The 20,691-nt window shown below is 59.5% G+C and carries 24 protein-coding genes and 1 tRNA gene; 22 read left to right on the top strand and 3 right to left on the bottom strand.

What is annotated here, in order from left to right; translation table 11 throughout:
- Window positions 1-128: 128 nt before the first annotated feature.
- The 10 genes from ACORLH_RS11775 (at window position 129) to ACORLH_RS11730 (ending at window position 8,750) form a co-directional block, all read left to right on the top strand.
- A complete protein-coding gene (locus ACORLH_RS11775) occupies window positions 129-965 on the top strand; it encodes a cyclase family protein (RefSeq protein ID WP_321828608.1) in 837 nt (278 codons plus the stop codon).
- Between the two features lie 67 nt (window positions 966-1,032).
- Window positions 1,033-1,377 (top strand): cupin domain-containing protein, encoded by a 345-nt coding sequence (locus tag ACORLH_RS11770; RefSeq protein ID WP_321828607.1) that lies wholly within the window; start codon window positions 1,033-1,035, stop codon window positions 1,375-1,377.
- Between the two features lie 2 nt (window positions 1,378-1,379).
- Entirely contained in the window at window positions 1,380-2,177 is a 798-nt protein-coding gene (locus ACORLH_RS11765) for an SDR family NAD(P)-dependent oxidoreductase (protein ID WP_321828606.1), read from the top strand.
- A gap of 6 nt (window positions 2,178-2,183) precedes the next feature.
- Window positions 2,184-3,116 (top strand): 3-hydroxyacyl-CoA dehydrogenase family protein, encoded by a 933-nt coding sequence (locus tag ACORLH_RS11760; protein ID WP_321828605.1) that lies wholly within the window; start codon window positions 2,184-2,186, stop codon window positions 3,114-3,116.
- A gap of 44 nt (window positions 3,117-3,160) precedes the next feature.
- A complete protein-coding gene (locus tag ACORLH_RS11755) occupies window positions 3,161-4,441 on the top strand; it encodes an ABC transporter substrate-binding protein (RefSeq protein WP_321828604.1) in 1,281 nt (426 codons plus the stop codon).
- 47 nt (window positions 4,442-4,488) lie between these two features.
- Window positions 4,489-5,217 carry an ABC transporter ATP-binding protein gene (locus tag ACORLH_RS11750; RefSeq protein WP_321828603.1) on the top strand — a complete coding sequence of 243 codons (729 nt, stop codon included), beginning with the start codon at window positions 4,489-4,491 and terminating at the stop codon, window positions 5,215-5,217.
- The gene (locus tag ACORLH_RS11745) at window positions 5,210-5,917 is read left to right on the top strand and encodes an ABC transporter ATP-binding protein (RefSeq protein WP_321828602.1); all 708 of its coding nucleotides are present in this window, start codon (window positions 5,210-5,212) and stop codon (window positions 5,915-5,917) included. The genes ACORLH_RS11750 and ACORLH_RS11745 overlap by 8 nt, the downstream gene beginning before the upstream one ends.
- Window positions 5,918-6,781 (top strand): branched-chain amino acid ABC transporter permease, encoded by an 864-nt coding sequence (locus ACORLH_RS11740; RefSeq protein WP_321828601.1) that lies wholly within the window; start codon window positions 5,918-5,920, stop codon window positions 6,779-6,781. It abuts the gene before it with no gap.
- Entirely contained in the window at window positions 6,778-7,812 is a 1,035-nt protein-coding gene (locus ACORLH_RS11735) for a branched-chain amino acid ABC transporter permease (protein ID WP_321828600.1), read from the top strand. The genes ACORLH_RS11740 and ACORLH_RS11735 overlap by 4 nt, the downstream gene beginning before the upstream one ends.
- Complete coding sequence (locus ACORLH_RS11730; RefSeq protein ID WP_321828599.1) at window positions 7,812-8,750, top strand: 3-keto-5-aminohexanoate cleavage protein; 939 nt, start codon at window positions 7,812-7,814, stop codon at window positions 8,748-8,750. The genes ACORLH_RS11735 and ACORLH_RS11730 overlap by 1 nt, the downstream gene beginning before the upstream one ends.
- Window positions 8,751-8,895: 145 nt before the next feature.
- Here the strand turns inward: ACORLH_RS11730 and ACORLH_RS11725 are convergent.
- Window positions 8,896-8,985: transfer RNA gene (locus tag ACORLH_RS11725), tRNA-Ser, on the bottom strand.
- A 342-nt stretch (window positions 8,986-9,327) separates the two neighbouring features.
- Here ACORLH_RS11725 and ACORLH_RS11720 point away from each other — a divergent pair.
- The 7 genes from ACORLH_RS11720 to ACORLH_RS11690 all read left to right on the top strand — a co-directional run bounded on the left by ACORLH_RS11720 (window position 9,328) and on the right by ACORLH_RS11690 (window position 15,594).
- Window positions 9,328-10,119 (top strand): DUF2059 domain-containing protein, encoded by a 792-nt coding sequence (locus tag ACORLH_RS11720; protein WP_321828598.1) that lies wholly within the window; start codon window positions 9,328-9,330, stop codon window positions 10,117-10,119.
- A 223-nt stretch (window positions 10,120-10,342) separates the two neighbouring features.
- Window positions 10,343-10,948 (top strand): 50S ribosomal protein L21, encoded by a 606-nt coding sequence (locus ACORLH_RS11715; protein ID WP_321828597.1) that lies wholly within the window; start codon window positions 10,343-10,345, stop codon window positions 10,946-10,948.
- A 22-nt stretch (window positions 10,949-10,970) separates the two neighbouring features.
- Window positions 10,971-11,240 (top strand): 50S ribosomal protein L27, encoded by a 270-nt coding sequence (gene rpmA / locus ACORLH_RS11710; RefSeq protein ID WP_082626283.1) that lies wholly within the window; start codon window positions 10,971-10,973, stop codon window positions 11,238-11,240.
- 267 nt (window positions 11,241-11,507) lie between these two features.
- Window positions 11,508-12,068, top strand: a complete 561-nt coding sequence (locus tag ACORLH_RS11705) for a GNAT family N-acetyltransferase (protein WP_321828596.1) — start codon at window positions 11,508-11,510, stop codon at window positions 12,066-12,068.
- A gap of 60 nt (window positions 12,069-12,128) precedes the next feature.
- Entirely contained in the window at window positions 12,129-13,178 is a 1,050-nt protein-coding gene (gene obgE, locus ACORLH_RS11700; RefSeq protein WP_321828595.1) for a GTPase ObgE, read from the top strand.
- The gene (gene proB / locus ACORLH_RS11695; RefSeq protein WP_321828594.1) at window positions 13,166-14,272 is read left to right on the top strand and encodes a glutamate 5-kinase; all 1,107 of its coding nucleotides are present in this window, start codon (window positions 13,166-13,168) and stop codon (window positions 14,270-14,272) included. The genes obgE and proB overlap by 13 nt, the downstream gene beginning before the upstream one ends.
- 59 nt (window positions 14,273-14,331) lie before the next feature.
- The gene (locus ACORLH_RS11690; protein ID WP_321828593.1) at window positions 14,332-15,594 is read left to right on the top strand and encodes a glutamate-5-semialdehyde dehydrogenase; all 1,263 of its coding nucleotides are present in this window, start codon (window positions 14,332-14,334) and stop codon (window positions 15,592-15,594) included.
- Between the two features lie 3 nt (window positions 15,595-15,597).
- On the opposite strand, the gene ACORLH_RS11685 is transcribed toward ACORLH_RS11690, so the two are convergent.
- Window positions 15,598-16,191 carry a histidine phosphotransferase family protein gene (locus ACORLH_RS11685; RefSeq protein ID WP_321828592.1) on the bottom strand — a complete coding sequence of 198 codons (594 nt, stop codon included), beginning with the start codon at window positions 16,189-16,191 and terminating at the stop codon, window positions 15,598-15,600.
- A gap of 27 nt (window positions 16,192-16,218) precedes the next feature.
- Here ACORLH_RS11685 and ACORLH_RS11680 point away from each other — a divergent pair, with 27 nt between their 5' ends.
- The 3 genes from ACORLH_RS11680 to ACORLH_RS11670 all read left to right on the top strand — a co-directional run bounded on the left by ACORLH_RS11680 (window position 16,219) and on the right by ACORLH_RS11670 (window position 18,175).
- Complete coding sequence (locus ACORLH_RS11680) at window positions 16,219-16,401, top strand: DUF3553 domain-containing protein (protein ID WP_321828591.1); 183 nt, start codon at window positions 16,219-16,221, stop codon at window positions 16,399-16,401.
- A gap of 161 nt (window positions 16,402-16,562) precedes the next feature.
- A complete protein-coding gene (locus ACORLH_RS11675; protein ID WP_321828590.1) occupies window positions 16,563-17,336 on the top strand; it encodes a GNAT family N-acetyltransferase in 774 nt (257 codons plus the stop codon).
- A complete protein-coding gene (locus ACORLH_RS11670; protein WP_420719749.1) occupies window positions 17,333-18,175 on the top strand; it encodes a lysophospholipid acyltransferase family protein in 843 nt (280 codons plus the stop codon). Before ACORLH_RS11675 ends, ACORLH_RS11670 begins: the two co-directional genes overlap by 4 nt.
- 51 nt (window positions 18,176-18,226) lie before the next feature.
- Here the strand turns inward: ACORLH_RS11670 and mnmA are convergent, their stop codons facing one another.
- The gene (mnmA, locus tag ACORLH_RS11665; RefSeq protein WP_321828589.1) at window positions 18,227-19,381 is read right to left on the bottom strand and encodes a tRNA 2-thiouridine(34) synthase MnmA; all 1,155 of its coding nucleotides are present in this window, start codon (window positions 19,379-19,381) and stop codon (window positions 18,227-18,229) included.
- A gap of 135 nt (window positions 19,382-19,516) precedes the next feature.
- Between mnmA and ACORLH_RS11660 the strand changes: the two genes are divergently transcribed.
- Both ACORLH_RS11660 and ctrA read left to right on the top strand, forming a co-directional pair.
- The gene (locus ACORLH_RS11660) at window positions 19,517-19,795 is read left to right on the top strand and encodes a DUF1153 domain-containing protein (RefSeq protein WP_321828588.1); all 279 of its coding nucleotides are present in this window, start codon (window positions 19,517-19,519) and stop codon (window positions 19,793-19,795) included.
- Window positions 19,796-19,897: 102 nt separating this feature from the next.
- A complete protein-coding gene (gene ctrA, locus ACORLH_RS11655) occupies window positions 19,898-20,626 on the top strand; it encodes a response regulator transcription factor CtrA (RefSeq protein ID WP_321828587.1) in 729 nt (242 codons plus the stop codon).
- Window positions 20,627-20,691: the final 65 nt, after the last annotated feature.

Raw genomic sequence — 20,691 nt, 5'->3', positions numbered from 1 at the left:
TATCGTGAGTTTTGCTGTTGACCGCATTGTGGTGCATATGCATCATCATGCGGGACAGGTGGAGGAGCCACCCTGACATTTTGGACGTGACTAACGCCGGATTCCGGCGAACAGAGGAGATGTGCCTGATGGTCGAAATCCGCGGCATTGAGTTCCAGGGGAACACTGACAACGACATGGGGCTGGAGTTTTACAACCTCAGCCATCGCTTTGGGTTTCAGAACCCGAACTGGCCCTATTTTCAGGATACGAAAATCGAACGTATCCACTATATGGCCAAATCTGGCGTGCTGAGCCAGCGCATCACCACCACGATGCATGCCACCACCCATATCGACGCGCCGGCCCATGTGGTTGCGGGCACGCCCTTCATCGATGAGGTGCCGCTGCCGCATTTCTTTGGCACCGGCATCGTGGTGTCGCTGCCCAAAAAGAAATGGGAGCCGATCACCGGTGAAGATTTGGAAAAAGCCTGCGGTCACGCGATCCGCCCCGGCGATGTGCTGATCATCAACACCGGCTGGCACAAGGAATATGAGGATGGCGACTACTTCGCCTATTGCCCCGGTTTCGTGCCCTCCGCCGCCGAATGGATGGTGGAAAAAGGGGTGAAGGTCGTGGGTCATGACACCCAGGCCAATGACCACCCGCTGGCCACCGCCATTGGCCCGCAGCGCAATGGCCCGCTGCTGCCGCATCTGGAAGAAGAATATAAGGAATGGTCCGGCGGCCGCGATTGGAAGGATGACTTCCCCGAGTGGGAGCCGTGCCACAACATTCTGTTTAAAAACGGCATTCTCGGGATTGAGAATGTGGGTGGCGATCTGGATGCGGTCACCGGCAAACGCTGCACCTTTGCTTTCTTCCCGTGGAATTGGGATCGCGGTGACGGCTGCATCATCCGGCTGGTGGCCATGATCGACAAAGGTCAGGGCTACCGCATTGAGGCGGGTGAGGCGTTCTGATCCGCCATCACCCCTGTGGCCCGCATCACGGTGCGGGCCAAAATCCCCCAATCCTGAGGTCCGTGCCATGCACCTAAAACGTTTTACCGACGCAACCCCCTATGAGGCGCCAAACCACTTTGGCTGTTTCGGGTTGCGGCTGCAGGGGTTTGAACCCGGCGGCCCCACCAATCAATGGGTTGGGTTCAGCCAGTTCCTGCCGGGCGGCGGTGCGGGGCCGGACAGCACACCGTTTGAAAAGGTCTACGTCCTGCTGGAGGGCGAAATGACCGTCATCGTGGACGAAGAAGAGACCGTGCTGACCCCACTGGACAGCTGCACCATCGCCCCGGGCGAAGTGCGCACGCTGATTAACAAATCAAACCTGACCGCAAAGATGCTGGTCGTCATTCCCTATCCGCCGGAGGCTTGAACATGACTGCAATGGCGAACCCCCTCGCAATGTTTGATGTGAAAGGGCAGGTGGCCCTGATCACGGGGGCCTCTGGCGCCTTTGGCATGGTGGCCGCGCGCATTCTGGCCGGTGCCGGCTGTAAACTGGTGCTGGCCGCGGGCAATGCGGATGCGTTGCAGGACATTGCTGAGGAATGTCAGGGCATGGGGGCTGAGGTTCTGGCGCTCAACACCCGGCCGTCAGATGATGCGGCCTGCCAGTCCCTGATTGATGAGGCGGTCGCCTGTTTTGGTCAGCTGGACATTCTGGTGGTGGCCTCGGGCATGAACAAGGTGGCGCTGATCAACGACATGGCGCCGGAAACCTTCACTGATGTGATGGATGCAAATGTCACCCAAAGCTGGCTGTTGGCCCGAGCTGCGGCAGGTCAGATGAAGGCACAGGGGCAGGGCGGCAAGATCGTTCTGGTCTCCTCAGCCCGCGGGTTGCTGGGCCATCCGGCGGGCTACACCGCCTATTGCGCTTCAAAGGCGGCGGTGGATGGCATCACCAAATCGCTTGGCTGCGAATTGGGGCCGACCGGGATCACCGTAAATGCCATTGCCCCCACAGTGTTTAGATCCCCGCTGACGGCCTGGATGTTTGAAGACAGTGAAGAGGCCACAAAGGTGCGCAACGGTTTCCTGACGCGCGTGCCCAAGGGCCGCTTGGGTGAGCCTGAGGATCTGGCGGGGCCGCTGTTGTTCCTCGCTTCCAAGGCATCTGATTTTTACACTGGGCATATCCTCTATGCCGACGGCGGTTATACGGCGGGGTGAGCGTTGATGGCTAAGACAAAGAATATCGCCGTCATTGGCGCCGGCCTGATGGGCCACGGCATTGCGCTGACCCTGGCGCGGGCCGGGCATCTGGTGACGGTCACCGATCCCATGGCTGAGGCGCGCGATGCCTTGCCTGCACGGGTGCGCGCCAGCATGGCGGCGATGGGCTGCGCTGAGGCTGAGATTTCTGAAACCCTGACCCGGATCGCGGTGGCGGACAGCACAGCAACTGCGGTTGGTGCGGCAGATCTGGTGTTTGAAGCGGCGCCGGAAAAGATGGCGCTGAAACAGGCCATTTTTGCTGAGGTGGAGGCCCACGCGCCAGAAGGCTGCATTTTGGCCTCCAACACCTCGGTCATGCCGATCACGGAAATCATGTCCGGCCTCAAACATAAGGACCGGGCCTTGGGCACCCATTGGTGGAACCCGCCGCATATGATCCCGTTGGTTGAGGTGGTCAAAACCCAATGGACACGGGCCGATCTGGCGCAGGAGGTCTTTGACCTCCTGGCGGCGGCGGGCAAGACACCGGTGATGGTGGCCAAGGATGTGCCCGGGTTCATCGGCAACCGTTTGCAACATGCACTGTGGCGCGAGGCGATCAGCCTGGTGGAAAACGGGATCTGTGATGCTGCAGCGGTCGATACCGTTGTGAAATCTAGCTTCGGCCGGCGTCTGGCCGTGTTGGGGCCGCTGGAAAATGCAGACCTCGTGGGCACCGACCTGACGCTCGATATCCATCAGAACGTTCTGCATGACATTGAGGCCCGCCAAGGCCCATCCCCCTATCTGGAACAGCTGTTTAACGCCGGGCAGCTGGGCATGAAATCGGGCCAGGGCTTTCGTCACTGGACCGCAGAAGAGGCCGACGCCGTGCGCCTGACGGTCGCCAATCATCTCAAGGAACTCGAGGGAATTCTGGAGCAAAGCAACTGAAGTTTAAGCGTTGTCAGCGGGGAGGCTGGCAAAAGGAGGACGATATGACCAAGACACTGAAACACCTGCCGCGCCGTCGGTTTTTACAAGCGGGCGCCGCCGCATTCGCCGCCCCTGCGCTGCTGAAAAGCACCCGTGCCTATGCCGCAACACCGACCCTGCGCATCGGCCATGTCAGCCCGCGCACCGGGCCGCTGGCCGGTTTTGCCGAAGCGGATGATTATGTGCTGAAAGGCATCGAACAGGCCTTTGCTGCCGGTTTGGAAAACAACGGCAAGTCCTGGAATGTTGAGATCATTTCAAAAGATAGCCAATCCAATCCAAACCGCGCCGCTGAGGTGGCCGCAGACCTGATCCTGGGCGAAGAGGTAGACATTATCGTTGCCGCCTCGACCCCGGATACAGTGAACCCGGTGGCCGATCAGGCTGAGGTGAATGAGGTGCCCTGCATCACCACAGATTGCCCCTGGCAGCCCTATTTTTTCGGGCGCAACGGGGTTCCGGGTGAGGGCTTCCAGTCAACCTACCACTTCTTCTGGGGGCTGGAGGATGTGATCTATTCCTTCCTTGAGCTGTGGGATGCGTCCGGGGCCAATTCGGTTGTGGGCGGGCTGTTCCCCAATGACGCCGATGGCAACGCCTGGGGCCATCCGGAACTGGGGTTGCCGAAACCTTTGGGGATTTCCGGCTATGATCTGATTGATCCCGGCCGCTATCAGCCGCTGTCGGATGATTTCAGCAATTACATCTCTGCCTTCAAAGAGGCCGGCTGTGAGATTGTCACCGGCAATATGATCCCGCCGGATTTTGCCACCTTCTGGGCGCAGGCCGCGCAGCAGGGGTTCCGCCCCAAGGTGGTCACCATCGGCAAGGCGCTGTTGTTCCCCTCCTTCATCGAAAGCCTCGGCGATCGTGGTGACGGGTTGACGTCTGAGGTCTGGTGGACTCCGAACCATCCGTTCTCCTCTTCCCTAAACGGGGCCTCCGCACGCCAGCTTGCTGAGGGCTACACCGCCGAAACCGGCCGTCCCTGGACCCAGCCGATTGGCTTCAAGCACGCGCTGTTTGAAGTGGCCGCGGACGTCATTCGCCGGGCTGAGGATCTGGAAGATCCCGAAGCGATTGTTGCGGCCATTGCGGCCACGCAGATGTCGACGATTGTCGGCAAGGTCGACTGGTCGGATGGTCCGATGAACAACGTGACCAAAACCCCATTGGCGGCCGGCCAGTGGCAGAAAACCGGTGACACGTTCAATCTGGAAGTGGTGGCAAGCTACGGCATCCAGGGGATCGAACAAACCGCAGACCTGAAACTGCTGTCCTGAACATACAGCGGCGCCAGCAATGGCGCCGCCCCGGGAAAGAGAGTGCCATGACCACATTGTTAAAGCTGGATCGCCTGAACAAAGCCTTCGGGGCGGTGAAGGTTGCCGATCAGCAGAGTTTTGAAGTGAAAGAGAATGAGGCGGTTGGGATCATTGGCCCCAATGGGGCTGGCAAGACCTCATTGTTTAACCTGATCACCGGCACGATGGCGGCAAATTCAGGCACGATTGAGTTTAACCAACGTGATGTCACAGGCTGGTCTGCCGCGCGGCGCTCCCACGCCGGGATTGCGCGCAGCTTTCAGGTGCCGCAGCCGTTTTCCGGGCTGACGGTCTATGAAAATGCCATGGTGGCCGCAACGCAGGCGGCAGGCCTGAATGGGCGTCAGGCGGCGCGCCATTGTCTGGAGGTTCTGGACCAAACCGAGCTGTTGGGCAAAGCCAATATCGAGGCTGGCGGGCTTACGCTGCTGGATCGCAAACGGCTGGAACTGACCCGCGCGCTTTGTGCAAAACCCAAGCTGTTGTTGCTGGATGAGATCGCCGGCGGGCTGACCGAGAATGAGTGTCAGTCGCTGGTGCAGACCATCAAGGATATTCACGCCTCAGGCGTCACGATCATCTGGATCGAACATGTGGTCCACGCCCTGATGGCGGTGGTCGAACGGCTGATCGTCATCGATTTCGGCAAGAAGATCGCCGAGGGCGAGCCCCAAGCCATCATGAACAGCTCCGAGGTTAAGGAAATCTATCTGGGGATCGAAGCTGATGCCTGAACCCATCCTGAAAACCCATAACCTTGCGGCCCACTACGGGGACTTTCAGGCCCTCTACGGTCTGGATCTGGAAATCCATCAGGGTGAGGTACTGGCGATCATCGGCTCCAACGGGGCGGGCAAGACCACTTTGATGCGCTCCCTCACCGGGTTGATCCGAAACGCGCCGGGGCAGATCAGCTATAACGGTCAGGATATCAGCACCTTGCGGGCCGATCAGGTGGCCAGCCTAGGCCTTGCCATGGTGCCCGAGGGGCGGCAGCTGTTTCCTTCCCTTTCGGTCAAGGAAAACCTGATGATCGGCGCGCAGGTGGGGCGCAAGGGTCCGTGGGATCTGGCAGCCGTCTATCGCCTGTTCCCCATCCTGAATGAGCGTAAGGACCAGCCCTCAACCTCCCTTTCGGGGGGGCAGCAACAGATGGTGGCGATTGGGCGGGCTTTGATGGCCAATCCCGATCTGATCCTGTTTGACGAAATCAGTCTGGGCCTGGCGCCGATCATCATCAAAGACATCTATGACGCCCTGCCGGGCATCATTGGCGAGGGCATGAGCGCAGTCATCGTGGAGCAGGACATCGCCAAAGCGCTGTCTGTCTCCAGCCGCCTCTACTGTCTGCAAGAGGGACGCATTTCACTGGAAGGCGCCTCTGACACTGTTTCGCGCGATGAGATTTCGCGCGCCTATTTCGGGATCAAATAAATGGATTGGGTGAATGCAATTGTGCAGGGCACGCTGCTGGGGGGGCTTTACGCCCTGTTTGCAGCGGGGCTGTCGTTGATTTTCGGGGTGATGCGGCTGGTCAATATCGCTCATGGCGATCTGATTGTGCTGGGTGCCTATCTGGGGCTGACGGTCACCGCGGCCACGGGTCTGCATCCGCTGCTGGCGCTCTTGCTGGTGGTGCCGACAATGGCGGCGATTGGCTATGTGCTGCAGCGTGGACTGCTGAACCAAACCCTTGGCGATGATCTGCTGCCGCCGCTCTTGGTGACCTTCGGCCTGTCGGTGATCCTGCAAAACACCCTGCTGGAGGTCTATTCCGCCGACCCGCAGAAGATCAGCGCGGGCGCTTTGGAAACGGCCAGTGTGCAACTGGGCGGCCTGTCCCTTGGGGTGCTGCCGCTTTTTACCTTTGGGTTGGCCATCGCGGTCATCTGGGGGCTGCAATGGATGTTTTACCGCACCGCCATGGGGCGCGCGTTCCGGGCGGTGTCTGACAATCAGGACATTGCGCAGCTGATGGGGCTGAACCGCCGTCACGTCTTTGGGCTTGCCATGGCATTGGCGCTGGGGGTCACGGCGATTGCGGGGATCCTTTTGGGCATCCGCACCAGTTTTGATCCCGCCATCGGCGGTGGGCGGCTGATCTTTGGCTTTGAGGCCGTGATCATCGGCGGCCTTGGCAACCTCTGGGGCACTTTGGCGGGCGGCGTCATTCTGGGCGTGGCCCAGACCGTCGGCGCCAAGATCGATCCCGGCTGGCAGATCCTGTCAGGTCACCTTGCCTTCCTTCTTATTCTTGCCATCCGCCCCAACGGCCTGTTCCCGAGGATTTCCGCATGAGCCTGCAGGACTATTCCGTCACCCGTTCCTCACCCGCTGCCCGGATTGCGGCGCTTTGCGCCCTTGTTGGTCTGGCGCTGCTGATCGCCGCCCCATGGTGGGCCGGCCGCGCTGACCTGCGCTTGATGGGGGAGCTGTTTCTCTATCTCTCGCTGGCCTCACTCTGGAACCTGATGGCAGGCTACGCCGGTTTGGTTTCGGTGGGCCAGCAGGCCTTCGTTGGCTTTGGCGGCTATATGCTCTTCGCGCTGACGATGTTTGCCGGGCTGCATCCCCTGGCCGCGATTGCGCTGGCGGGTGTGCTGGGGGCGCTGGTTTCTGTCCCAGTGGCGGTTTTGATCTTCCGCCTGCGCGGCGCCTATTTCGCCATCGGCACCTGGGTCATTGCGGAGGTGTTCCGCCTGGGCTTTGCACAGGTTTCAGCGCTTGGCGGTGGATCGGGATCCTCGCTGCCGGTTGCCATCGTCAAATCGCTGGCCTCCAAACGGGCCATGCGCGAGGCGCTGAGCTACTGGCTGGCGCTTGGGGCGGCGGTTCTGGTGATCGCAACGATCTACCTGTTCCTGCGCTCGCGCAAAGGGCTGGCCCTGACCGCGATCCGTGACAATGAACTGGCCGCGGGCAGTCTGGGCATCGACATCTGGCGCACCAAATTCACCGTCTATGTGGTGACCTCGGCCATGACGGCGATGATCGGCGCGCTGATTTTCCTGCAAAAGCTTAGGATCTCGCCCGATGCGGCCTTCAGCGTGAATGACTGGACCGCCTTTGTGATCTTCATCGTGGTGATCGGCGGCATCGGCACCATCGAAGGCCCGATCATCGGCACGCTGCTGTTCTTTGCGCTGCGCGAAACGCTGGCCGATCTTGGCACCACCTATCTGATCGTGCTGGGCGCCGTGGCGATTGTCATGATGCTGAAAGCCCCGAAAGGCGTCTGGGGTCTGATCCGGACGCGGTTCGATCTGCAGCTCTTCCCCCTAGGATATCGCGTGGTGAAACGCGCTGAACACAAAGGACAAAACGACTAATGGCACGTCAAAAGAAAACCATCATAACCTGCGCGGTCACCGGGGCCATTCACACGCCAACCATGTCGGATGCGCTGCCCTACAGCTATGATGACATTGCCCAGCAGGCCGTTGATGCGGCCGAGGCTGGTGCATCCATCCTGCACCTGCACGCCCGTAATCCTGAAACCGGGGCGCCCTCGGTGGATCCCAAGGATTTCGCGCCGTTTCTGCCGCGCATCAAACAGGCCACCGATGCGGTGGTGAACCTGTCGACCGGGGGCTCGCTGACCCTGTCAATTCAGGACCGTATTACGCCCGCCAAAACCTTCAGCCCTGAGATGTGTTCGATGAACATGGGGTCGATGAACTTCTCCTTCCATCCGCTGGCAAAGCGTTACGGCGACGACGATTGGAAGTTTGATTGGGAAAAGGACTATGTCGCCAATTCGGATCAGAACATCTTCCGCAACACCTTCCGCGACATTCAGGAAGCGGCGGAAACCCTGGCGCCGCATGACATCAAGTTTGAACATGAGTGCTACGATGTGGGCCATCTCTATAACCTGAAATTCTGTATGGACATCGGGCTGTTCAAGGCGCCGATCTTCATCCAGTTTATCTTTGGCATCCTGGGCGGCATAGGCCCTGAGATTGACAATCTGGTCTTCATGAAACGCACCGCGGATCGCCTGTTTGGTGATGATTACCGCTGGTCGGTGCTGGGTGCAGGGGGCGCGCAGATGGGTCTGGCGACCAGTGCCAGCCAGATGGGCGGCCACCTGCGGGTCGGACTGGAGGACAGCCTGTTCATTTCCCGCGGCAAACTGGCCGAAAGCAACGCAGCACAGGTGCAAAAGATCCGCCGCATCGTCGAAGATCTGGGCTGCGACGTAGCCACCCCAGATGAAGCGCGCGAGATCCTGGCGCTGAAAGGGGCCGATCGGGTGAATTTCTAGGCACATTAAGGACTGAACTTCTGCTCATTCGGTTGCCTGCTGGATGGGCAGATGACCTGTGATGGCTCTAGAAAAGGTCCTATCGACGCGGAAATACCAGCAAACCTTGAAACCAAAAAAGCCCGCCATTCAGGCGGGCTTTTTATGGCGGAGAGACAGGGATTCGAACCCTGGGTGGGCTTGCACCCACAACGGTTTTCGAGACCGCCCCGTTCGACCACTCCGGCACCTCTCCGTTCACTGAGACCGTGGTCTTGGTGTGGGGCGGTTTAAGGAGAATTGCGGGGGGGGGCAAGAGGGATTTTCGACTTTTGTGAAACTTTTTGTGCAAACCTCCCGGTGGCGAGCTTGCAAGGACGGGGAGCGTTTTTGGAACGGGCTGGACCGGACTCAAATGAACCGGGCAACACGACGTTATATAGAGTGGCTCAAGGCGGCGCTTGAGGCCTATGGGGTGTCTCGGCTAGGTTAGGCGGGATCCTCGTGACGTTGCGCGCTGCAGGAAGGACATGTTTTGCACCAAGTGTTTACTTCAATTTCGCGATCCTGTGCCTCTGCTCTGATGGCCCTGTCAGCGATGGTCTTGCTGGGAATCCCGGCGGCGGCAGGCCCGCGTGCGGCTGAGATAGACGCGCTGTTTGAGGCGCTCAACATGCCCGAAATGTTCACAATCCTGCAGGAAGAGGGCGAAGCCTACGGCGATGATCTGGCCGAGGAGATGCTGCCCGGCGGCACTGGGCCTGGCTGGCAGGCGGTGGTGCGGCGGCTGCATGATCCGGACAGTCTGGAAGAGATTATGCGGGCGGCTTTTGAGGAAAGCTTTGGCAATGCCGAGATCGCGCCGCTGCTGAGCTTTTTCCAGAGCGAAAGCGGACAGCGGATCATTGAGCTGGAACTGGCGGCACGCCGGGCCTTCATGGAAGAAGGCACCGAAGAAGCCGCCCGTGACCAGTTCCGTGGCGTGCAGGAACCCTATGAGGCGCATCTGGCAGCGATTGAGGCGTTCATCGTCGAAAACGAATTGGTGGAAATGAATGTGGTGGGGGCGCTCAACGCCAATATCATGTTCATGCGCGGCCTCATCCAAGGGGGCGCCATTGAAATGAGCGAAGAGGATGTGCTGTCCGATGTCTGGGCGCAGGAGCCGACAACGCGGATGGACACCCATGAATGGGTTTATTCCTTCCTGATGCTGGCCTATGAGCCGCTGAGCACCGAAGAGGTGCAGGCCTATGTGGCGCTGTCGCGCACGCCCGAAGGCCAGGCGTTGAACCGGGCGCTCTTTGCCGGGTTTGACCGGATGTATGGCACGGTGTCGATGTCTTTGGGGCTGGCGCTGGCGCGTCAGATGGAGGGCGAGTCCCTCTGAACCCGGTTTGGGCCTAAGAAAAAAGGGCTGAAACTGAGCTGGGGCGCGAATAAGTGTTGACTTATCCCCAAGATCCGACAATAAGCGCGATCCTAGGGCAGGGGGAACTCTGCCCTGTTTTGTTGTGATACAGCCCGAAAAGGGCGCGCAGTTCGCGGTGGCATCTGGCCAGAAACGCCCGGCAACGGGGACCATAGAACGCGGAAATCTGAAGGAAATGCAAATGTTTGCGGTTCTGAAAACCGGCGGCAAGCAGTACAAAGTTCAAGCGGGCGATATCCTCCGCGTGGAAAAATTGGCTGCCGACGCAGGTGAAACCATCCAGTTCAACGAGATCCTGATGCTGGGCGGCGACAACATGGTTGTTGGCGCACCGCTGGTAGACGACGCGGCTGTTCAGGCTGAAGTTGTTGACCAGATCAAAGGCGAAAAGCTGATCCACTTCGTGAAGCGTCGTCGTAAGCACAGCTCCAAGCGCACCAAAGGTCACCGTCAGAAACTGACCCTGATCAAAATCACCGACATCCTGGCCTCGGGCGCAGGTAAGTCGGGCGTGAAAGCTGCCATTGGTTCCGGTTCGGTTGCTGCTGCACCCGCCGCCGCCGCCAAGCCGGCCGCCAAAAAAGCTGCTGCACCCGCTGCACCGGCAGCCGCAGAAGCCGCCGCCGACGATCTGACCCAGATCACCGGTGTAGGTCCCGCAGCCGCCAAGAAGCTGGCCGAAGCCGGCATCACCACTTTCGCACAGCTGGCTGCTGTTGATGTCGACGCCGTTGACGTCAAAGTGAAACCCGAGTGGGTTGCACAAGCTGCCGAACTGGCGAAATAAGTAGAGCTCAAGGAGACACCTCATGGCACATAAAAAAGCTGGCGGTTCATCCCGTAACGGTCGCGACTCAGCTGGTCGCCGCCTTGGCGTAAAACTCTACGGTGGCCAGGCCGCCATTCCGGGCAACATCATCGTGCGTCAGCGCGGTACCAAGATGTGGCCGGGTGAAGGCGTCGGCATGGGCAAAGACCACACCATCTTTGCTACCGTCGAAGGTAAAGTCACTTTCCACAAAGGCCTTAAGAAACGCACCTTCGTTTCTGTCCTGCCAGTGGCGGAGGCTGCAGAGTAAGCCGATCGGTTTCGCTTTAAGAAAACGGGGGATCGGCAACAGCCGGTCCCCTTTCTCGTTTTGCGCCGCGAAGATTTTGGCGCAGGTCTTGCCGATCGGTTGTTTGCTCTAAAGAGTTTTGGCGCCCTTGCTTGTTTTGCGTGATCCGGGTTGCCATCTGTTTGACACGTCAGGGGGTCTGTTTGCCCTTTTCGCGAATTGGGACAAAGGTTTGAGGAGACCGGACCAGCCCAGCCTGACGCAAGTTTGTTTGGAGGAGTATTAAGTATGATGCTCGACACCCAGCCGCTGCAGGCGGCAATTGAAACGGACCGGTTTGTTTTGCGCCCGCTGCGTAAGTCTGACAAAGGTCTGATTGAACTGAACAGCGCCGACCTGCGGGTTGCGCGCAACACCCGTACGATCCCACATCCGCTGCCGCCGGGGGCCATCGATGCCTTTGTCGACCGCGCCATTGATGATGAGCGCAGCGAAGATCTGTGGGCGATTGACGGCACCCTTGTGGGCGGCTGTGAGGTCATGGGCCTTATCGGGCTGGAGCGGATGGACCGCAATCAGAGCCAGATCAGCTTCTGGGTGGCGCCGCCGCATTGGAACAATGGCATCGCTTCGGCGGCCGTGGCTGCAATCCTGGAAGAAAACCCGCAAGAGGCCGAGACCATCTTTGCTGAGGTGTTTCAGGACAATCCGGCCTCAGCCCGGGTGCTGACCAACTGCGGTTTTGAATATCTGGGGGACGCGGAAACCTTCTCGGTTGCGCGCGGGGCCAATATGGCCACCTGGACCTACCTGAAAAAACTAAACGCCGGCGATCAAAAACAGGCGTAAGCAAAGGGGGATGCGCAAAGCGTGTTGTGCATCCCGCGACCTTTGCGATAGGAGACAGACATGAAATTTCTTGATCTCGCAAAGGTCTATATTCGTTCGGGTTCCGGCGGCAACGGCTGTGTCAGCTTCCGCCGTGAGAAGTACATCGAATATGGCGGCCCCGATGGTGGCGATGGTGGTACAGGCGGTTCCGTCTGGGCTGAAACCGTGGACGGTTTGAACACGCTGATCGATTTTCGTTATCAGCAACACTTCTTCGCCGACAATGGCCGCCCCGGCATGGGCAACCAGCGCACCGGCGCGGATGGCGGTGATATCATCCTGAAGGTGCCGGTGGGCACCGAAATCCTGGATGAGGATCAGGAAACCGTGATTGCCGACATGACCGAACTGGGCCAGCGTTTCCTGCTGGCCAAAGGCGGCAACGGCGGCTGGGGCAACCTGCACTTCAAATCCTCCACCAACCAGGCGCCGCGGCGGTCTAACCCCGGTCTGGAAGGGGTGGAACGAACCCTGTGGCTGCGGCTGAAACTGATCGCAGATGTGGGCCTGCTGGGCCTGCCCAACGCGGGCAAATCCACCTTCCTGTCGGCCACATCAAACGCCCGGCCGAAAGTGGCGGATTACCCGTTCACCACATTGCACCCGAACCTTGGCGTTGTGGGTGTGGATGGCGCTGAATTTGTGGTCGCCGATATTCCCGGCCTGATCGAAGGCGCCTCCGAGGGCCGCGGTCTGGGTGATCTGTTCCTGGGCCACGTGGAACGCTGTGCGGCGCTGCTGCATCTGGTGGATGGCTCTTCTGGCACATTGCTGGAAGACTACAAAACCATCATTGGTGAGATCGAAGCCTATGGCGAAGGTCTGGCCGACAAACCCCGTATCACCGTGTTGAATAAAATCGACACGCTGGATGACGAAGAACGCGCCTTCCTCAAAGAGGAGCTGGAGGCGGTTGTTGGTGGGCCCGTGATGATGATGTCCGGTGTCTCACACGAAGGCACCGAGGATGTTCTGCGGGCACTGCGGGCGCAGATCGATGACAACCGGCTGCGGATCAAACAGGAAAAACTAGCCCAAGAGGGTGAGGAAGAGCAGTGGCATCCCTAAAAGAGGCGAAGCGGCTGGTCATCAAGATTGGATCAGCGCTTCTCGTTGATCGCAAGACGGGCCAGCTGCGCGCTGATTGGGTGCAGGGACTGGCCGAAGATGTGGCCTGGCTGAAAGGGCAGGGCAAGGATGTGGTCCTTGTCTCCTCTGGCTCCATTGCTCTGGGGCGTGGTGTGCTGGGCCTGCCGGCCCGCGATCTGGCGCTGGAACAATCCCAGGCCGCCGCGGCTGTGGGGCAGATCCGTCTGGCCCGCGCCTATGAGGAAGTGTTGGCCCCCTTCGGCATCACCACCGCACAGGTGCTGGTGACGCTGGAAGACAGCGCCGACCGCCGCCGCTACCTCAACAGCCGCGCCACTTTGGAACAGCTGGTCAGCCTGGGCGTGGTGCCGATCGTGAATGAAAACGATACCGTCGCCACCGATGAAATCCGCTACGGGGACAATGACCGCCTGGCCGCGCAGGTTGCCGTGACCGTGGGCGCGGATCAGCTGATCCTGCTGTCTGATGTCGATGGGTTCTATTCTGCCAACCCGCAGGTCGATCCTTCGGCCCACCGCTATGACGTCATTGACACCATCACGCCTGAGATTGAGGCGATGGCGGGCGATGGCGTCTCCGGCCTGTCCAAGGGCGGCATGATCACCAAGCTGATGGCGGCAAAAACCGCGACCAAAGCGGGCTGCGCCATGGCGATTACCGAAGGTTCGGTCATCCGGCCGCTGCAGGCGCTGGAAGCGGGGGCAAATGCCACCTGGTTCACCGCCCTCGGCGATCCGCAACAGGCCCGCAAACGCTGGATCGCCTCGATGAAGCCCAAGGGTGACATCATGGTGGATGACGGCGCCGCACGGGCGCTGGCCACCGGCAAAAGCCTGCTGCCGGCTGGCGTTTCCCTGGTCTCAGGCGCCTTTGGGCGTGGCGATCCGGTGGCGATCCTGGACAGCAAAGGCCACAAGCTGGGGCAGGGGCTGGCCCGCTATGATGCGGCTGAGGCGGGCAAGATCAAAGGCCACCGCTCCGAAGATATTGAGGCGCTCCTGGGCTATCCGGGCCGGGCGGCGCTGATCCACCGTGATGATATGGCGCTCTGAGGACGGGCGCGCTAGCATAAGACCCCTGAAACCCTGTTTTGCAAAAACGGAATGATCTCATGAAAGACAGCGAAAACATCCCCGCAATGATGCAAGAGCTTGGCCAACGCGCCAAGGCCGCCGCAGCAGAGCTGGGTTTCGCACCAGCCGCGCAGCGCCAGCAGGCGCTGGAGGCGGCGGCCGATGCTGTCTGGGCCAACCGGGCCGAGATCATCGCCGCCAACGCCAAGGATCTGGAATTTGGCCAGGGCAAGGGTCTGTCAGACGCGATGATGGACCGTCTGATGCTGGATGAGGCCCGTATTCAAGGGATCGTTGATGGCCTGCGCAATGTTGCCGGTCAGGATGATCCCGTGGGTGAGGTGTTGGCTGAATGGGATCGTCCCTCGGGTCTGAACATCCGCCGTGTGCGCACTCCGTTGGGGGTGATCGGGGTGATCTACGAAAGCCGCCCCAATGTGACCGCGGATGCCGGCGCGCTCTGTCTGAAATCGGGCAATGCGGTGATCCTGCGCGGTGGCTCGGAAAGTTTCCATTCCTCGGGCATGATCCATTCCTGTCTGGTCGAGGGCCTGAAGGCCGCAGGCCTGCCCGAAGCTGCCATTCAGCTGGTGCCCACCCGTGACCGTGCGGCGGTGCAGGAACTGCTGACCATGACCGACCATGTGGATGTGATCGTGCCCCGTGGTGGCAAAGGGCTGGTGGGACTTGTCCAGCGCGAAGCCCGTGTGCCGGTCTTTGCACATCTGGAAGGGATCGTGCACATCTACGTCGATAAGGCTGCAGATCCGCAAAAGGCGCTGGATGTGGTGCTGAACGCCAAAACCCGCCGTACCGGCATCTGTGGCGCTGCTGAATGTCTGCTGATCCACCGCGATATTGCCGAAGGCCTGGGCGCCGATCTGATCCGCGCGTTGGTGGAGGCCGGGGTTGAGGTGCACGCCGGCGCTGGCCTGCAGTTGGACGGCACACTGGCCGCAACCGATGCGGATTGGGGCAAAGAGTTCCTCGACAGTATCATCGCAGCCAAAGTGGTTGAGGATGTTGACGGGGCCATCGCCCATATCCGTGCCTATTCCTCCAGCCACACCGATTGTGTGCTGACCGAAGATGACGCCGTCGCTGATCGGTTCTTTGAACGCCTCGACAGTGCGATCCTGATGCGCAATGCCTCCACCCAGTTTGCCGATGGCGGTGAATTTGGCATGGGGGCCGAGATCGGCATCGCCACCGGCAAGATGCACGCCCGCGGCCCTGTTGGCGCCGCGCAGCTGACCAGTTTCAAATATCTTGTGGTTGGCGACGGCACCACCCGGCCGTAAACGTTAGAACGTCAGGCTGGCGCAGTCCTGCGAGGCGCTGACAACCGGGGTGCGCTGCATCTTGGTCAGCGCCTTGGGCAACAGAGCAAATTGCACGTCCTTCGGGCTCAACCCGTCTTTGGTGCCCAGCACCAGTGAATCCCAGGTGCGGCCATCCCAGCTGATGCGCCGTCCCTTGGCGGTCAGTATCCAGCGGCCACAGTCCTGGGTGATGGAGATGGCACCGCCAAGCGGCAGGGTGGTTTCCAGACACATCAGCGCCAGGCAGACCGCTTGCACCTCGGTGCGCGGCGCGCTGTCAGGGCCCAGCCAATGATAGGTGATGCGCCCGCCGCGCCCCAGATCGCCCAACAGGCCGCTGACCTCAATCGTGCCGATGATCTGCGCCGCACTGGCCTTGCCAAAGGCCAGCCGGAAAAACCGGATCCGGGCGTTCACACTGTTCAGGCTTTCCTGCACCAGTTCCAGCTCTGGCGCGGTTTTGGGCGTGGTCATTTGCATCAGCTCCAGCCCGTTGCCAATGGCGCCAATGGGGCTGACCAGATCATGACAGATCCTTGACCCTATGAGTTGTGAAATCTCTTCGTTAAGATCCATGAAAAACTCCCCCGATAGGATCTTTCGATGACAAATATGACGTCTTTTCTTGAACCCGGCATGCGCGTGCGCCATCCGTCGCAGCCTGAATGGGGCATTGGTCAGGTCCAATCCAATATCGGCGGCAAAGTGACCGTCAATTTCCCCGAAGCAGGCAAAGTTGTGATCGATGGCAGCAGAATCGATTTGATGCCGGTCTTTGATGAATGAAGTTCGTTAGCAATTGGTAAACAAGCATAGAGTGAAACGCCTTTCTTGCAAACAAGTTTGTAGCGGAGGCGTTGCCAAGCTGCGGGGGCTTGCCTACAACAGCGGCGGACAGTCAGGGCGCTTTGGGCGCACTCTGAGGTGGGCAAAGGACGCAAGAAACAATGCATCAGCCTGAATTTTCGACAAAACTGGTCGAAAACGAGGAGGAGCTGCGCGCGGCACAACGGCTGCGTTACCGGGTCTTTGTAGAGGAACTGGGCGCTGGCGGCGCTGAGGTGGATCATGAGGCGCGGTTGGAAAAAGATCGCTTTGATCCGTTTTTCGATCACCTCATCTTGTTTGATCACGCCCGCCCTGGTGCCAAGGAGGACCAGGTTGTGGGCGTCTATCGCCTGCTGCGCGGGGATCAGGCCGCGGCGGCCGGACAGTTTTATTCCGAGGATGAATATGACCTCTCCGTCCTGAAAGCTTCGGGGCGTAAGTTGTTGGAATTAGGTCGGTCTTGTCTGGATGTCGACTATCGCGGTGGCGCCGCGATGTATCATCTGTGGAATGCACTGGCGGGTTATGTTCTGCGGCATGAGGTTGAGATCCTCTTTGGTGTGGCCAGCTTCCATGGCACGGACCTCGCGACCTTGGCGCAGCCCCTGTCGATGCTGCATCACAACCACCTTGCGCCCGAGGATCTGCGCGTGCGGGCACAGGCCGGGCATTACGCCGCGATGGACCGGGTCGCCCCCGCTGATCTGGATCGCCGCGCCGCTATGGTTCAGGTGCCGGCACTGATCAAGGCCTACCTGCGGCTTGGGGGCTTCGTCGGCGACGGCGCCTATGTGGATCATACGTTCAACACCACCGATGTCTGTTTGATCATGGACACCGAACGTATGAATGCAAAGCAGAAAAGCATTTATACCAAAGAGGTTACTCGGTGAACGTAAAGTGGGACATGCCCGAAGAGCCATCAGCGGAGCGGATTTCCGTCGCCGGGTGGATCCGGGTGCTGTTGCGCGGCGTCACTTTGGGTGTTCTGGTGTTCGGCGGCCTGCTGCTCCTCCTGTTGATCCGCCTGATTGAACGGCCGATCTACGGGCTGCATCGCCCGCTGACGCCACATATCACCCAGTTTGTCTGTCGCAATGCGTTCCGCATACTGCAGATGCCCCATAAGGTGCGTGGCGAACGGATGGGCCAGAAAGGCGCTGTGGTGGCCAACCATTCGTCCTGGCTGGATATTTTTACGCTGAACGCCCGCAAACGGGTGTATTTCGTCTCCAAGGCTGAGGTGGCCGCCTGGCCCGGCATCGGTTGGCTGGCCCGGGCCACGGGTACGGTGTTTATCCGTCGGGATCCCAAAGAGGCCAAACAACAGCAGCAGGTCTTTGAGGATCGTCTGCTGGCGGGACATAAACTGCTGTTTTTTCCCGAAGGGACCTCCACCGATAGCTTGCGGGTTTTGCCATTTAAATCAACGCTCTTTCAGGCGTTCTTCCACGATCATCTGCGCCATGAAATGCATATCCAACCGGTCACTGTGATCTACCGCGCGCCGGAGGGTGAAGAGCCGCGATTTTATGGCTGGTGGGGCGATATGAATTTCGGCACCCATCTGCTCAAGACTTTGGCCGCGCGACGTCAGGGATCGGTGGAGGTGATTTATCATCCACCTGTACGCGTCGATAGTTTCCCCAATCGTAAAAGCTTAGCCGCCCATGTTGAGGCGATCGTGCGTTCCGGCATGCCCGAAGATCGGCAGGGCCTGCCCGGCGAATAAGCCAATAGAAAAGCCGGGCGCAAACCCGACTTTGTTTATTTTATCAGTGGCTTACGCGCCGCGCCAGATCCAGCCGCCGCCAAAGATTCGACTGCCTTCGCCGGCATAGAACACACAGGCCTGACCGGGGCTGACACCTTCTTCGGGCGTCAGCAGCTCAACCTCAGCCTCAGTTTCCGAGATCGGGCGAATGATCGCCTCCCGCGGGGGACGGGTGGAGCGCACTTTGACCTTCAGGTGCCATTCCTTGCGCGAGGTGAAGGCTTCGTCGCCCAACCAATTGATTTCCCTGACAGGAATGGTGCGCGTGGCCAGCATATCCTTGGGGCCGACAACCACCTGTTTGTTGTCAACGTCCAGTTTCACCACATAGAGCGGCTCGCTCAGGCCACCGATGCCCAGACCGCGACGCTGGCCGATGGTGTAATGGATCACACCATTGTGTTCACCCAGCACCCGACCGTCGGCATGAACGATCTCGCCCGGTTCCGCCGCGCCGGGGCGCAGTTTTTCGATGACCGACGCGTAATTTCCGTTTGGTACGAAGCAGATATCCTGACTGTCGGGCTTATCAGCGACGGCCAGCCCGTATTTCGCCGCCAGTTCCCGCGTCGCGTCCTTGGAGGGCAGATGGCCCAGCGGGAAGCGCAGGTATGACAGCTGTTCAGGCGTGGTTGAGAACAGGAAATAGCTCTGATCGCGGTTGGCATCTTCGGCGCTGTGCAACTCAGGACCGTTGGGGCCCATCATGCGCTGGATGTAGTGGCCCGTGGCCATGCAATCGGCCTCCAGATCGCGTGCGGTTTCCAGCAGGTCCTTGAATTTAACCCGCTCATTGCAGCGAATGCAGGGCACAGGTGTTGCGCCGCCCAGGTAGCTGTCGGCAAACTCATCAATCACCGCTTCCTGGAAGATGTTTTCGTAATCAAGCACATAGTGGGGGAAGTTCATCTCCTCCGCGACACGCCGTGCGTCATGAATGTCGATCCCCGCGCAGCAGGCACCTTTCTTGGCCAGGGCCGCGCCATGGTCATAAAGCTGCAGCGTCACACCCACCACATCATAGCCCTCTTCCGCCAGTTGTGCGGCCACAACGGACGAATCAACGCCCCCCGACATGGCCACAACCACGCGGGTTTCAGAGGGGGGCTTGGCAAAGCCCAATGAGTTCAGCTCAGTGCTTGGGGCGGTGCTTTCATCCAGCATCGGTCGCGACTCCATAGGAAAGACTGCGAGAATATAGGAAAATTCTAAATAGTCTCAAGGGGGCGTTTCACCCCCTGTTAAGACTGAGGCGAGAGACTCACGCCCACATCCGGTCTCAGCAGGAGGAGTGGCGTGATGTATCTTAAGAAATTGGGCGGGCCAAGGGCCGTGACTCTGCCAGACGGCAAACATATGACGCAGGCTGATCTGCCCCCGATAACCACCACGCGATGGGTCGCCAGCCGCAAGGCAGCGGTGGTGCGCGGGGTGCTCTACGGGCTGATTTCCCGAGAAGAGGCGCTGCAGCGATATGCGCTGTCAGACGAAGAATTTCAGGAGTGGGTCGCCGCGATGAGCAGGCACGGGATCGGCGCGTTGAAAACCACCAGGTTGAAAAAATTTCGTCAGCCCTAGGTTGTTTTCTCAGAGCGGGTTTGTCGCTAACGGCTGGTTAACCTTTTTGGGGCACAATGGACTGAGACGACTGTTTTTCCGCGCTGATTTTTGGAGATTATAATGCGTATATTGCTCGTGGAAGATGATCCAAGTACCTCCAAAAGCATCGAGTTGATGCTGACACATGCCAACCTGAATATCTATACAACCGATCTGGGTGAAGAGGGCGTCGATCTGGCCAAACTCTATGATTATGACCTGATCCTGCTGGATCTGGGGCTGCCCGATATGAATGGCCATGAGGTTTTGCGGCAATTGCGCCTGGCACGGGTGGAAACGCCGATCTTGATCCTGTCGGGGGCGGATGACACGGAAAGCAAGATCAAAGGCTTCGGCTTTGGCGCTGATGATTACCTGACCAAACCCTTCCATCGTGAGGAACTGGTGGCGCGCATCCATGCGATCATTCGTCGCTCCAAAGGGCATTCGCAATCGGTGATCCGCACCGGCAAGGTAAATGTGAACCTTGACGCGAAAACGGTCGATGTGGCCGGCACAACGGTGCATCTGACCGGCAAGGAATATCAAATGCTGGAGCTGCTTTCGCTGCGCAAAGGCACCACGCTGACCAAGGAAATGTTCCTGAACCATCTTTACGGCGGCATGGATGAGCCTGAGTTGAAGATCATCGATGTGTTTATCTGCAAATTGCGTAAAAAGCTCAGCAAAGCCCCGGATGGTGAGAATTACATCGAAACGGTTTGGGGGCGGGGCTATGTGCTGCGCGATCCTGATCCGTCGCTGGTGGCCTCGGATCCGCGGGTTGATCGGCTGGCCCTCGGCGCCTAGGTGCACGCTGTGTTAAATTCTGCGCCCTGGACCCCCTGACAGTCTGGACCTCCGCCGCCCTGCGC

Source organism: Thalassovita sp., assembly GCF_963691685.1.
GTDB lineage: Bacteria > Pseudomonadota > Alphaproteobacteria > Rhodobacterales > Rhodobacteraceae > Thalassobius.
This window is presented reverse-complemented; position numbering and strand designations above follow the sequence as displayed.